Annotated in this window: 12 protein-coding genes; 5 read left to right on the top strand and 7 right to left on the bottom strand. The window is 46.6% G+C overall.

The features are described 5' to 3' along the window. The 4 genes from tadA to ppsA form a co-directional block, all read right to left on the bottom strand. Positions 1-465: a tRNA adenosine(34) deaminase TadA gene (gene tadA, locus NKU06_RS09130; RefSeq protein WP_254730224.1), complete on the bottom strand. Its 465-nt coding sequence runs from the start codon at positions 463-465 to the stop codon at positions 1-3. Positions 466-560: 95 nt separating this feature from the next. Continuing rightward, positions 561-1,271, bottom strand: a complete 711-nt coding sequence (gene ung, locus NKU06_RS09125; RefSeq protein WP_254732042.1) for a uracil-DNA glycosylase — start codon at positions 1,269-1,271, stop codon at positions 561-563. Positions 1,272-1,280: 9 nt separating this feature from the next. Beyond that, positions 1,281-2,222, bottom strand: coding sequence for an RDD family protein (locus NKU06_RS09120; RefSeq protein ID WP_254730221.1), 942 nt, complete (start codon positions 2,220-2,222; stop codon positions 1,281-1,283). A gap of 160 nt (positions 2,223-2,382) precedes the next feature. Then, the gene (gene ppsA / locus NKU06_RS09115; RefSeq protein WP_254730219.1) at positions 2,383-4,758 is read right to left on the bottom strand and encodes a phosphoenolpyruvate synthase; all 2,376 of its coding nucleotides are present in this window, start codon (positions 4,756-4,758) and stop codon (positions 2,383-2,385) included. Positions 4,759-5,097: 339 nt separating this feature from the next. On the opposite strand from ppsA, the gene NKU06_RS09110 reads away from it, so the two are divergent. The 3 genes from NKU06_RS09110 (at position 5,098) to sthA (ending at position 8,028) form a co-directional block, all read left to right on the top strand. Further along, on the top strand, positions 5,098-5,961 hold the full coding sequence (locus NKU06_RS09110) for a pyruvate, water dikinase regulatory protein (protein WP_254730216.1): 864 nt from the start codon (positions 5,098-5,100) through the stop codon (positions 5,959-5,961). 39 nt (positions 5,962-6,000) lie between these two features. Next, the gene (locus NKU06_RS09105; RefSeq protein WP_254730213.1) at positions 6,001-6,357 is read left to right on the top strand and encodes a DUF4377 domain-containing protein; all 357 of its coding nucleotides are present in this window, start codon (positions 6,001-6,003) and stop codon (positions 6,355-6,357) included. 93 nt (positions 6,358-6,450) lie between these two features. Then, positions 6,451-8,028 (top strand): Si-specific NAD(P)(+) transhydrogenase, encoded by a 1,578-nt coding sequence (gene sthA, locus NKU06_RS09100; RefSeq protein WP_371928047.1) that lies wholly within the window; start codon positions 6,451-6,453, stop codon positions 8,026-8,028. A gap of 75 nt (positions 8,029-8,103) precedes the next feature. Here sthA and NKU06_RS09095 read toward each other — a convergent pair whose 3' ends face one another. Both NKU06_RS09095 and NKU06_RS09090 read right to left on the bottom strand, forming a co-directional pair. Then, the gene (locus tag NKU06_RS09095; protein ID WP_253223399.1) at positions 8,104-9,177 is read right to left on the bottom strand and encodes a mechanosensitive ion channel family protein; all 1,074 of its coding nucleotides are present in this window, start codon (positions 9,175-9,177) and stop codon (positions 8,104-8,106) included. A gap of 83 nt (positions 9,178-9,260) precedes the next feature. Next, positions 9,261-10,469, bottom strand: coding sequence for an Mrp/NBP35 family ATP-binding protein (locus NKU06_RS09090; RefSeq protein WP_254730207.1), 1,209 nt, complete (start codon positions 10,467-10,469; stop codon positions 9,261-9,263). A 140-nt stretch (positions 10,470-10,609) separates the two neighbouring features. Here NKU06_RS09090 and queA point away from each other — a divergent pair, with 140 nt between their 5' ends. Beyond that, positions 10,610-11,692: a tRNA preQ1(34) S-adenosylmethionine ribosyltransferase-isomerase QueA gene (queA, locus tag NKU06_RS09085; RefSeq protein ID WP_254730204.1), complete on the top strand. Its 1,083-nt coding sequence runs from the start codon at positions 10,610-10,612 to the stop codon at positions 11,690-11,692. Between the two features lie 83 nt (positions 11,693-11,775). After that, positions 11,776-12,939: a tRNA guanosine(34) transglycosylase Tgt gene (gene tgt / locus NKU06_RS09080; protein ID WP_254730201.1), complete on the top strand. Its 1,164-nt coding sequence runs from the start codon at positions 11,776-11,778 to the stop codon at positions 12,937-12,939. 66 nt (positions 12,940-13,005) lie between these two features. Here the strand turns inward: tgt and NKU06_RS09075 are convergent, their stop codons facing one another. Next, on the bottom strand, positions 13,006-13,422 hold the full coding sequence (locus NKU06_RS09075; protein ID WP_254730198.1) for a hypothetical protein: 417 nt from the start codon (positions 13,420-13,422) through the stop codon (positions 13,006-13,008). Positions 13,423-13,508: the final 86 nt, after the last annotated feature.

Here is a 13,508-nt window from a genome sequence, read left to right as displayed (position 1 = left end):
TTAACTTTTTGCCAATTTTTCTGATCGTTTATCTTTACGGCGTTGTTTAAAAAAATTACTCAATACTTGTGAGCATTCACACGCCAATAAGCCATTTTGTACCGCGATATGATGATTATAAAAATCCATCTGATGCAAACTTAACCGGCTGCCAACCGCGCCAGATTTCGGCTCACTTGCGCCATATACCACACGAGTGACGCGCGCATGAATCAGCGCCCCAAAGCACATGGTACAAGGCTCAAGCGTCACATACAGCGTGGTATCCTTAGGCAGACGATAATTATTCAGCCGCGCACAAGCATCCTGCAGTGCAGCGATCTCAGCGTGTGCCGTGGGATTGTGCGTACCGATTGGGCAGTTATAACCCTGCCCGATGATCTGTCCATCATGCACAAGCAGCGCGCCGACAGGGATCTCGCCTGCTGCCGCGCCCTGCTTTGCCAATGCCAACGCCTGCTGCATTATCGCCACATCAAACAATGACCAAAATTGACAATGGCGAAAATGAATATCAGCCCAATTGGCTATAGGTTTCTTAAGATTAATTGACATTATCTTTAGGGTAACTGCCAATCAATCGGTGTTTTACCATGCTTGATCAAATAAGCATTGGTCTTAGAAAACGGACGGCTGCCAAAGAATCCACCGCGATTTGCCGACAGTGGCGATGGATGATTTGCCGTCAAAACCAAATGCTTGCTTGTGTCAATGAACCGCCCTTTATTCTTGGCATAACTGCCCCACAGAATAAAAACCGTACGGTCGGTTTGTTCGTTCAACACCTTGATCACATAATCGGTAAATTCTTCCCAACCTTGCTTTTGGTGGCTACCCGCTCTACCCATTTCTACGGTCAAAGTAGCATTGAGCAGCAGCACGCCTTGGGTCGCCCAATGGGTTAGATCGCCATGATGACTGACAGGAATACCCAGATCTTGCGCAAGTTCTTTTAAGATATTCTGAAGACTTGGCGGTTTTGGGATGATCTTTGGCACACTGAACGATAAGCCCATCGCCTGCCCTGCACCATGATAGGGATCCTGCCCCAAGATCACCACTTTCACCTGCGATAATGGCGTCAGATGAAAGGCGTTAAAAATCTGCTTGGTCGGCGGAAAAATCTCTTTGCCTTCTGCGTATTCGCCTTGTAAAAAAGTCCGCAAGCCATCCATCGTCGGGCTTAATAACGCAGGCGCCAGTGCCATTTTCCATTCATCGGGCAGCTGTACACGCGCAAGGGTCGCCTGTGCTTGTTCTGTCAATTGCATCATTTTATCTTATTTCTTTTTGAAGGGAACAGATGAAGTTTTGACCACCACAGTGCCTGCCAATTTATCATGCCATCCTTGTCTGTTGCGATCACGACTTGCGATGAAATAGTTAATCATCAATAAAATCAATGATAAGTTAATCGGCACAGGTAAGCCTGATGCTACTTGATAAATCACAAACAGCAGCAGTACGCGCAAAATCACGCGCTTAAAGAAATTGGGCTTGTCATGCGTCTTATCATCGACCGTGCGAATACCGACCACCATTTTACCAAATGACTGACCGCGCGCGATGATCAAAATCAGCTGAATCACCACATATGACAAAATCAGCGCACTGGTCAGCGTCATCGCCTGCGGTGCAATCTGTGTCGCAAGCTCTTGGGCATATGCCATGCGCTCAGTGAATGCGCCTGTATTCAGCTTGACAGGATCAGGATTGAGCGACATAAAGCTTTGTAAAAACGGCAACAGGCTCAATAAAAACAGCACAAAATTCACCACCGTCGCCAAAAAGCGCGAACCGATGCTGGCATAAATCGCCTGCTCACCTACTTTAGGTTGCATGCTTTGCGGTGCGCGCTCTTGGGTGGTTTTAGCTTGCTCAGGGGTAGCGCGACCATACAAATCAGCAACACTGACGCGTTTTTTATCTTCAGTCTTTGGCAGAGCATCATCAGTCGGATGAAAATCAGGATTATCCCCAAAATCGCGCTGCTGTGGTGCAGTTGTGGTTTGGCTTGGTGCGACTGTGCTGGCAGACTTAGGCAAAACAGGCGCATAATGCAATTGACCTTGGGTTAATTCGCCCAATTTTTGCCATTGACTCATTCCCTTATGCCACGCCAAATCATCCAGCAGCACTTCGCCTGATGACAGCATGGTGTTTAGTTCATCTAGGGTATAAGGCCCTGCTTGCACATTATTTCTTGCCAAATAGATTTTCATAAACCGCCTAATTGTTTTACTTAAATTTTTAAATGCAACAACCTAGTATTGTAAACCATGTGATAGAAATAAAAAAGGCTTCAGCCGATAAATTGATACAAAAATAAAACAGCACAAGTATCGTACTCATGCTGCTTTATTCAGTTTAACTCATAACTACTTATGATTTATTCTTATCATCTGCTAGGAACAACCAAGTATCAAGCACTGTATCAGGGTTTAGCGATACTGAGCTGATACCTTGTTCCATCAGCCAATAGGCAAGATCTGGATGATCTGATGGGCCTTGACCACAGATACCGACATATTTGCCTTGTGCGCGGCAAGCATCGATGGCAGTTTTTAGCAGTTTTTTCACCGCTGGATCACGCTCGTCAAACAGATGCGAGACAATGCCTGAGTCACGGTCTAGACCTAGGGTCAGCTGCGTTAAGTCGTTTGAACCGATTGAGAAACCATCGAAATATTGCAAGAATTCATCTGCCAAAATCGCATTGGTCGGCAGCTCGCACATCATGATAATTTCAAGACCATTTTCACCGCGTTTTAGACCATTTTTCTCAAGTAATTCAATCACTTGCTGTGCTTCGCCTGTGGTACGCACAAATGGAATCATGATCTTGACATTGGTCAAGCCCATGTCATCACGCACATATTTTAGCGCGCGGCATTCAAGCTCAAAGCAGTCGCGGAAATTTTCTGACACATAGCGGCTGGCACCACGGAAACCAAGCATTGGATTTTCTTCTGATGGCTCGTACAGCTTGCCGCCGATTAGGTTGGCATATTCATTTGACTTAAAGTCAGACATACGCACAATCACAGGCTTGTTGCGGAACGCCACTGCCAAGGTTGAGATACCTTCAATCAATTTATTGATATAAAACTCAACTGGTGAGTTGTAGCCTGCCATGCGCTCTTGTACCGCTTGTACGGTTTCTTGTGGTAGGCTATCGATGTTCAATAGCGCCTTTGGATGCACGCCAATCATGCGGTTGATGATAAACTCAAGACGCGCAAGACCCACACCTTCGTTCGGGATTTGGGCAAAATCAAAGGCACGATCTGGGTTGCCAACATTCATCATCACCTTAAAGCCAAGCTCAGGCATGGTGCTGATTGAATTACGCTGTACTTCATAGTCCAGTAAGCCTTCATAAATAAAGCCAGTATCACCTTCAGCACATGATACAGTGACTTCTTGACCATCGGTCAGCACTTCGGTGGCATTACCAGAGCCGACGATCGCAGGCACGCCCAATTCACGAGCGATGATCGCCGCATGGCAAGTACGACCGCCACGGTTGGTGATGATCGCTGATGCGCGCTTCATCACTGGTTCCCAATCTGGATCAGTCATGTCTGATACCAGCACATCACCGTCTTGGACTTTGCTCATCTCATTTAGATTGGTGACGATACGCACCTTGCCGCCGCCGACACGCTGACCGATAGAGCGACCTTCGGTAAGTACTTTTGCACCTTTAGAATTGATGACATAGCGCTCCATGTGGTTTTTGTCTTGGCGAGACTTGACCGTTTCTGGACGCGCTTGCACGATGAAGATTTCACCTGTGTCGCCATCTTTTGCCCATTCGATGTCCATCGGCTGACCGTAGTGCTTCTCGATGATCATCGCTTGCTTGGCAAGGCGTGTCAGCTCATCGGTGGTTAGGGCAAATTGATTGCGATCGGCTTTTTCGACATCGACAATCTTGGTTGATTTGGTGGTGCTGCCTTCATCGCCATAGACCATTTTCTTTTGTTTTGAGCCTAGGTTACGGCGCACGACCGCTGGGCGATTTTGTTCAAGCAATGCTTTTGATAGATAAAACTCATCTGGGTTCACCGCACCTTGCACGACCATCTCGCCCAGACCATAGCTTGCAGTGATGAAGACCACTTCATCAAAGCCCGACTCGGTATCTAGCGTAAACATCACGCCTGAAGTACCTGTCTCTGAGCGCACCATGCGCTGAATGCCTGCTGACAGCGCTACGCCTGCGTGCTCAAAGCCTTTGTGCACGCGATATGCGATCGCACGGTCGTTGTACAATGAAGCAAAGACTTCTTTGATCGCGATCAGTACATTGTCAATACCGCGAATGTTTAAGAAAGTCTCTTGCTGACCTGCAAATGATGCATCTGGCAAGTCTTCTGCTGTTGCTGATGAGCGCACCGCCACCGCGATGTCTTGACCGCCTGATAATTCATCGAACGCTGCACGGATTTCATCTTCTAGATCTTTTGGCAATTCTTGGTCAATCACCCAACCACGAATCTTCGCGCCTGTCTCGGTCAAAAGCTCAACATTATCAACATCCAAGCCTTTTAGCTCAGCATTGATCTTATCCAATAGACCTGTTTCGTTCAAAAAGCGGTTGAACGCATCAGATGTGGTGGCAAAGCCATTTGGCACATTCACACCTAAGTTGCCCAAGTGGCTGATCATCTCGCCCAGTGACGAGTTTTTACCGCCGACCAGTTCAACATCGTGCTTGCCCAGCTGATTAAATGGAATGACTTGCTTGCTCATGGTGATAAACTCCAAATAAAGGAATGCTGTAATAAGATTTCATTCATCTGCCATCATAACGATGGTGTGATTTGATATTAAATCTGTATCAAAGCAATTTATAAGATTTGTCGATTATAACGACAAAAAAAACAATACACAATGCATTTATCGTTATATTTTTGAATTATATACTGACATTTTTAAAATATATATCAAAACCCTTGAATTTTTTATTATTTTATGATTCAAATTCATTCAATGATACAAAACACAACACAGCCGCCGTGCAATTTACTCACAACTTTTATTTTTTATGCTATAATCAGCCAATATGATTGTTTAAAAGGTGCTTTTGACATGTATGTCCACACCCCCACACCAAGTACCCTACCCAAAGACCCTGTTCGCAGTGCGTTTTTTATCTCTGATGGCACAGCGATCACCGCAGAAACGCTAGGCAAATCGCTATTAAGCCAGTTCGCTGATGTTGAATTTGATATTCAAGTCATCCCTTATGTTGATAGCGTTGAGCTTGCTAAGGATGCAGTTGCTCGCATTAATAAAGCTTATAAAAATACCAATCTGTTGCCACTGGTCTTTGATACCATCGTCAGCGATGAGATTCGCGAAGTCATCAATACTGCCAATGCGTGCAATCTTGATATCTATGAAGGCTTGATCACGCGTATTGCCACCGAGATCAACCACAAGCCAAATCCACACGCAGGCATGGCGCACAGCAGTGTCGATTCGGATGACTATAAAGCGCGTATCGATGCGGTGCATTTTGCCTTAGATAATGATGATGGCGCGCGTATTACTCATTATGATGGCGCAGATATTATTCTGGTCGGTCTGTCGCGCTCAGGCAAAACACCGACTTCGCTGTATCTTGCCCTACAATACGGTATCCGCGCAGCGAACTATCCATTGACCGAAGAAGACTTGGACACCAGCAACCTACCACCTGCCCTAAATGCACATAAGCATAAATTATTCGGTCTAACCATCGATACCGAACGCTTGGTGCGCATTCGCCAAGAGCGTAAAGCAGGCAGCCGCTACGCAAGTCTTGCTCAATGTCAAGCTGAGCAGCAAGCAATCCAAGCCATCTACAGCACCCAAAAAATCCCCAATCTGAATGTTTCTGAAATGTCTGTCGAAGAGATCGCCACGCGTATCCTTCAGATGACTGGACTGAAGCGTCGCATTGGGATGTGATTGTAAATTATTTATTTTTAATTATTATTTAAATTTATTATGAAAAAAATTGCTTTAATTACCCTAAGTTCTGCCCTACTACTGACTGCTTGCCAAAAAAGCGTGCCGAAACCTGAACCGCTATATGCGCCAAACATCACCCTTGCCCCATCGCAAGTGCTAGAGATCGCACCGACACGCTCAATCTGCCAATCATCACAGCCAATGCAATGCTTGACTGTCAAAGCACAAGGCGCAAGCGATCAAAATGCGTTCGGTATTGGTTATAACAACATCAAAGGCTTTGAGCCAAAAACTGGTATCAGCTATAAGATCCGTGCTGCACAAGAGATCGACCAAAATACAGGGCAGCCGACAGGGTTTTGGCAATTAAACGAAGTGCTGTCACAATATTAATAACTGTCCAAAGATAGCCAAAAACACAATGCGGTAATTTAAGGATTGCGAATGACAAAAAAAAGCAAACAACCCAATAATCAACAACACAAAATCAATAAGGTAGCCGCCGTGACCAATGAAACTCTCGACGCGGCAGTCGAAACTGCCAACACCCAAAGTACTGCCACCCAGCAAGGCAACACCTTTGAACATGTGGATCACGACCATCTGCACCCAAGCCTAATCAGCCCCTTAGATGGTCGCCGCATCGGTCTGAACACACATACCAAAAGTAAAATCAAGCACGGCTATGAATACGACGCCATCGTCCTAGGTGCAGGCCCTGCTGGTGAAGCAGCAGCGATGAAGCTTGCTAAATCAGGCTACCGTGTCGCTGTCATCGATCCGCGCGAACAAGTCGGCGGTAACTGCGCGCATGTCGGTACGATTCCAAGTAAAGCACTGCGCCAATCGGTATTTAACCTGATCAGCTTTCGCCGTGATCCACTATTTAATAAAGCCAAAGAAAGCTATCAAGTGCCACTGAATAAAGTACTGAGCCGTGCGCGTGAAGTCATCCGCACACAAGTACAGACACACAAGCTATTTTATGAGCGTAACCAAATCGAAGTCATCCAAGGCTGGGGCAGTTTCATCGATGCGCATACTTTGGAAGTCTATACCCACGATCATGAACCTACCAAAACCATCACCTTTAACCAAGCAGTGATCGCGGTCGGTTCACGCCCTTATCGTCCTGATACACTTGACTTTGAGCATCCGCGCGTCTTTGACTCTGATACTATCTTGCAGATGGATTATATCGCGCGCAAGATCATCATCTACGGTGCAGGCGTCATCGGCTGTGAATACGCATCGATTTTCACAGGGCTTGGCTATGTGGTTGATTTGATTAACAATAAAGAGCAGCTGTTAAGCTATTTGGATGAAGAGATTTCGGATGCATTAAGCCACGACTTACGCCAATTCGGTGTGCGCATTCGCAACCACGAAGAGATTGATCGTCTTGAGACGCACGATGACTGCGTGATTCTACACCTAAAAAGCGGTAAAAAGATCAAATCAGACGCTATTCTATGGTGTAACGGTCGCTCGGGCAATACCGACAGTCTAAACCTAGAAGCCGTGGGCTTAACCGCCAACAACCGCGGTCAGCTGGAAGTTGATCAAACCTATCGCACCAGCGCGCCACACATCTATGCGGTCGGTGATGTCATCGGTTGGCCATCACTGGCATCGGCTGCCTATGACCAAGGTCGTAATGCGGCAGGCTTTATGGTCGGTGATAAAGATGCCGAGTTCATCAGCAGCGTACCGACAGGTATTTATACCATTCCTGAGATTTCAAGTATCGGTAAAACTGAAGCTGAACTGACCGCTGAGCAAATTCCTTATGAAGTCGGTCAAGCCTTCTTCAAGCACTTAGCACGCTCACAGATCATTGGTGAACGCTCAGGCGTCCTAAAAATCCTATTCCATCGCGAGACCCTAGAGATCTTGGGCATTCATTGTTACGGCAACCATGCATCTGAGATTATTCACATCGGTCAGGCGGTGATGAAGTGCGGTCATACGCTTGAATATTTCATCAATACCACTTTCAACTACCCAACGATGGCAGAAGCCTATCGTGTGGCGGCTTTGAATGGTATGAACCGAATCTTCTAAGTGTTTATGCTAAAATAAAATCACGCTCAAGTTTGGTGCTTGGGCGTGATTTTTTGATATGCTAAAAAAATAAGCTTAATCAGGGGTTTGACTATCAGCCGTACTGTCTTTTTGGACAGGTTTGGCTACTTGTGCCAGTTTTAATAACTCATCCAAATGCTCAATCTGTATCGTGCGATTCGGATAAGGAATGCCTATGCCTGCATCATCCAAGGCATATTTGACTTCTTCTAACAGCTCGCACTGCACTGTGTACCAGTCATCATTCGTCGCCCATACGCGCAGGAGTAGATCAACTGAACTCTCACCCAGTGCCGTCACCACCACCGTTGGCTCTGGATCGGGCAGCACCTTACCGTGTTCTTTGGCAAGCTCAACCATCACCTTGCGTGCTGTGCGAATATCGGCATCATAACTGATACCCACAGCGATATCCACACGGCGCGTTGGTAATGATGAAAAATTGGTGCTGGATGAAGTCATGATGTCACCATTTGGGATGATGATTTCATGATTATTAGCCGTCTTAATGCGCGTATTGACAAGCGTGATGTCAAGCACCGTGCCCGTTTTTCCGCCCACTTCCACGACATCACCACGCCCAAAGGGACGAAAAATCACAATCAAAACACCCGCTGCTAGATTGGATAATTGATCTTTTAGCGAAACACCGATCGCTACGCCTGCTGCACCCAAAATGGCAACAAATGAGTTGGTATTGACGCCCAATTTATTCAGCGCTGCCAAAATCACCGCCACCAGCATAATGCCATACAGCAAATTACCCAAAAAGTTTGCCGCCGTGCTATCCAGACGGCTGCGCGCCATGATGCGTTTGGCGACATTGACAATGCGCTTGCCAATCCATTTACCGACAAAGAAAATGATCAGCGCAAGAATGATCTTGCCCGACATATCGATCGCCATCTGGGTCAGTGTCGCAATATCAATAGGAATACCCAAAAACTCAAGCGCGTTATTCGTGCTATGCTCAAGCGATTCTTTGGTCACTTCAGCAGCGTGCGTGGCAGCTTCTTTGGCAGTTTCAGCGGCTTTTTGGGCGTCGCTTGCCGCTTGTGCGACAGTGTCTGCGGTTTGCTCTACCGTTTTTTCAACGACTTTTTCTGCTGCTTTGGTCACATCGGTCATAGAATGGTATCCATTTTTTTAATTTAAATTTTAAATTTATTGATCAATAAACAGCTAAGAACTGTATGAATTTTTAACAAAAATCAGAAAAACCGACCAGTTGGTTTTTTGGCAAATTGTCCAACGCGCGCATCCACCGCCGTTGCAATCGCTTGATAATGCTCGCCCAAATGATTCTCATGCAGCACACTTGGCGCGCCTTCATCCATAGAAACGCGAATCTTAGCATCCAATGGTAACTGCCCTAATAGTGGTACACCATAAGCCGTCGCCATCTCATCACCGCCACCACTGCCAAAAATCGCTTCGGTATGACCGCACTGGCTACAAGTATGCAGCGCCATATTTTCAACAATCCCAAGCACAGGAATCTCAGTTTTATAAAACATCTCAATGCCCTTTTTGGCATCCAATAGCGCGATGTGCTGCGGCGTGGTGACAATCACCGCACCCGTCACAGGGATTCTTTGGGCAAGTGTCAGCTGAATATCGCCCGTTCCTGGTGGCATATCAATCAGCAGATAATCCAGCTGTGGCCAGTTGGTCTGATTATACAGCTGCATCAATGCCCCCGTTGCCTTGATGCCACGCCAAGCCACAGGGGTGTCTTCTGATGCGATCAGGTTGCCAATTGACAGCACCGCCATACCACCTGCATCGATCGGTACAAATTGATCATTTTCTACTTGTGGCTTGACTTCCGCAATCCCTAGCATAGCTGGAATGGATGGGCCGTAGATGTCGGCATCTAGGATACCGACTTTTTTGCCAAGCTTTTGTAGTGCAAGTGCCAAGTTCACCGTTGTTGTCGATTTGCCCACACCGCCCTTACCTGACGCGACAACGACAATGTTACTGATACGCGGGTGCGCGCTCAGCTCGCTTTGCTTAGGTGCAGCTTTGGCAGGCTTAGCATCATCTTGATGGGTTGGGATTTTGTCATCGGCTTTGGGCGCGGGCTGATACGACTGCACCACTGCATCGCTTTTGGCTTTGGCAGTATTATCAGCTTGGGTATCGGCATAGGCGATGGCTTCTTTGGCAATCGAAACATTGATATTAACTTCATTGACACCCATCGGATACAGGCGCTGCTGCAAGCTGCGATACTCGCGCTCAAGCTCAGCGGTATCATCACTCATGCCAATGCGCATGGCAAGCTCAAGCACATCACCTTTTAGCTCCGATGATTTGACAAATCGCATAAACGGCTGACCAAACAGACTGCGCGACTCAAGCTCTGCTTGCACTTGTTCTTGTAATGACATTTTCTTTTTAAATATATTAAACATAGTCTGCCTTTGGTTTTTAATTCTCAACAAATCGCCTTATTTTAGCACAATTTGGACCGATTGACACCGCCAAGAGAAATCGCTAGAGAAACGCCTGATTTTTTGGTAAAATAAGCAGTTTTCATTATCATTACGACACCATGAGCCAAACCAATACCCCTTTGCTGGTCAGCGATTATGATTATCATCTGCCTGATGATCTGATCGCGCGCCATCCACTTGCTGAGCGTAGCCAGTCACGCCTGATGCACCTTGCTGATGGCAAGATTAATGATCGACAGTTTGCTGATTTATTAGATTTATTAAATGAAGGTGATCTGTTGGTGCTGAACGATACTAAGGTTATGAAAGCACGCTTATATGGTCAAAAAGCTACAGGCGGTGCGGTGGAAGTGCTGGTTGAGCGACTTTTACCCGATGAAGATGGGATGCTGCCACACCGTGCGCTGTGTCATGTTCGCTCAAGCCGTGCGCTCAAAGCGGGTCAGACGCTGTCTTTGGCTGATGGTCAGATGACAGCCATCATGCTCGGTCGTCAAGAGAATTTATTTATCTTAGCATTCGCTGCGCCGATTTTGCCTGATTTGGATCGCTATGGTGAGATGCCGATTCCGCCATATTTTGAGCGTGATGCCGACGATATGGACGATGAACGCTATCAGACCGTGTTTCACAATCCTGACAAGGCCGCAAGTGTCGCTGCGCCGACTGCAAGCCTGCATTTTGATGATGAATTATTAGATAAAATTAAAAACAAAGGCGTGCAAATTGCCTTTGTGACGCTGCATGTTGGCGCAGGTACTTTTGCCCCAGTTAAGGCAGATGATTTGCGTGATCATATCATGCACGCAGAATTTGCTCACTTGTCCCAAGCGACTGCCAACATCATCAATGCCACCAAAGATGCAGGCAAGCGCGTGATTGCGGTAGGCACGACGGTGACGCGCACACTTGAGACCGCGCATTTACACCGTAAAGATGGCAAGCTTGTCGAATGTGCAGGTGATACGACGATTTTTATTTATCCGCCTTATCAATTTGGTGTGGTGGATTGCTTAATTACTAATTTTCATCTGCCAAAATCAACGCTTTTAATGCTCGTTTCTGCTTTTGCAGGCGTTGATAATATCAAAAATGCTTATCAGCACGCCATCAATCAACAATATCGATTTTTTAGTTATGGCGATGCGATGTTTTTACAGAAAAATGATGGCTTTTCTTAAAATCAAAATCAGTTATTTGAAATAAAGTGATCTTTTTTTGAATAATTATTTTAAATTTTCGAATTGATATTTTAGAGAAATTTATGAAATTTACCCTACACAATACCGATGGCGGTAATAATCACGCGCGCCGTGGCACAGTGCATTTGGCACATGGCGAAGTACAAACCCCTGCTTTTATGCCAGTTGGCACTTATGGTACAGTCAAAGGTATGCTACCGCGCGATATCCACGGCATCGGCGCGGACATCATTCTTGGCAATACTTTTCATCTGTGGCTGCGCCCTGGGATGGAAGTGATTCGCAAATTTGGCGGATTGCACAATTTCATTCATTGGGACAAGCCGATTTTGACCGATTCAGGCGGCTTTCAGGTGTTTAGCCTTGGGGCGATGCGCAAGATCACCGAAGAAGGTGTGGCGTTTCGCTCGCCTGTAGATGGCGCGAAGGTGTTTTTGTCGCCTGAGGCTTCCATGCAGATCCAAAATGATCTGAACTCTGACATCGTCATGCAGTTTGACGAGTGCACGCCTTATCCTGCCACGCACGAAGAAGCGAAAAAGTCGCTTGAGTTGTCACTGCGCTGGGGGCAACGCTGCATTGATGAACATCAGCGACTGGGTAATAAAAACGCCCTATTTGGCATCATCCAAGGCAGTATGTACAAGGATTTGCGCGCGCAATCCCTGCAGGGCTTATTAGATATGCCGTTTGATGGCTATGCTATCGGCGGTCTGTCTGTAGGCGAGCCAAAAGATGAGATGATCGGCGTGCTCAATTATCTGCCGAAAGCCATGCCAAGCGACAAGCCACGCTATCTGATGGGCGTCGGTAAGCCAGATGACATCGTCGAAGCAGTACGCCGTGGCGTAGATATGTTTGACTGCGTGATGCCGACGCGAAACGCGCGCAATGGTCATTATTTCGTCACAGGCAATAGCGAAAATAAAGGCATCGTGCGCATCAAAAACAGCCAATATCGCCTAGATACTGCGCCGCTTGATGAGCATTGCGACTGCTACACTTGCCAAAACTTCAGCCGCGCCTATCTGTATCATCTGCACAAGTGCAAAGAGATGCTCTCAGCGCAGCTTGCCACCATTCACAATCTGCGCTACTATCAAAGACTGATGGCAGACATTCGTAAAGCCATTGATGAAAATCGCTTTGATGAATTTGTCGCCGAGTTTTATGGCAATTGGGGCATGGCAGTGCCCGAATATGATAAGGATGAGCATCGGATTTGACAGCCGCGCAATAAAAAAATCCGCCAAGCTGAATGGTTTGGCGGATTTTTGGTATTTAAATTGCAATCATGACGCAGGCTTAATATCCACTTCGATCTCAAAATCTAGGACATTTGGACGCGTGGCGATGGCATCGTATTCTACACGGATGACATGGCGACCATTGTCCGTCACAGTATAAATACCATTGGCAAAGTCATGAAAAACAGGCATTCTCAGCGTTGGTTTTAGGCTACTATTTGAAACCACGACCGAGATTTGATCGCCCACTTTAGGATAGATAAAATAGTCACAAGAACTGGCAGAGATGCTCTCTTGGCGTACTGACTGGGTGGTATCGACACGCTTTTGGATCAAGCGCGGGCAAGCATCAGCAGCACTGCGTCGCGTCACGACATCATTCTCACCTGCCACAGTATTGTCGATCGTCTGGGTGGTTGGCTCGGTTTTTTGGGTGTTTTCGCAGGCGCTGAGTATACACATCGCCAACACAGCAACGCCAATCGTTCGACTTGTTTTTTCAAAAAAATATTGCATCTGGTCAATTCCCGATTCACCAAACAGCTGAT

Origin of the sequence: Moraxella sp. FZLJ2109, from assembly GCF_024296965.1 — a bacterium.
GTDB lineage: Bacteria > Pseudomonadota > Gammaproteobacteria > Pseudomonadales > Moraxellaceae > Moraxella.
The sequence above is the reverse complement of the archived record's forward strand: the minus strand, read 5'-3'. Positions and strand labels throughout refer to the sequence as shown.

Bases quoted from the DNA above. Each gene is read 5' to 3' on its own strand.
- tadA (WP_254730224.1), bottom strand. From the start codon at position 465: ATGCAGCAGGCGTTGGCATTGGCAAAGCAGGGCGCGGCAGCAGGCGAG.
- ung (WP_254732042.1), bottom strand. From the start codon at position 1,271: ATGCAATTGACAGAACAAGCACAGGCGACCCTTGCGCGTGTACAGCTG.
- NKU06_RS09120 (WP_254730221.1), bottom strand. From the start codon at position 2,222: ATGAAAATCTATTTGGCAAGAAATAATGTGCAAGCAGGGCCTTATACC.
- ppsA (WP_254730219.1), bottom strand. From the start codon at position 4,758: ATGAGCAAGCAAGTCATTCCATTTAATCAGCTGGGCAAGCACGATGTT.
- NKU06_RS09110 (WP_254730216.1), top strand. From the start codon at position 5,098: ATGTATGTCCACACCCCCACACCAAGTACCCTACCCAAAGACCCTGTT.
- NKU06_RS09105 (WP_254730213.1), top strand. From the start codon at position 6,001: ATGAAAAAAATTGCTTTAATTACCCTAAGTTCTGCCCTACTACTGACT.
- NKU06_RS09095 (WP_253223399.1), bottom strand. From the start codon at position 9,177: ATGACCGATGTGACCAAAGCAGCAGAAAAAGTCGTTGAAAAAACGGTA.
- NKU06_RS09090 (WP_254730207.1), bottom strand. From the start codon at position 10,469: ATGTTTAATATATTTAAAAAGAAAATGTCATTACAAGAACAAGTGCAA.
- queA (WP_254730204.1), top strand. From the start codon at position 10,610: ATGAGCCAAACCAATACCCCTTTGCTGGTCAGCGATTATGATTATCAT.
- tgt (WP_254730201.1), top strand. From the start codon at position 11,776: ATGAAATTTACCCTACACAATACCGATGGCGGTAATAATCACGCGCGC.
- NKU06_RS09075 (WP_254730198.1), bottom strand. From the start codon at position 13,422: ATGTGTATACTCAGCGCCTGCGAAAACACCCAAAAAACCGAGCCAACC.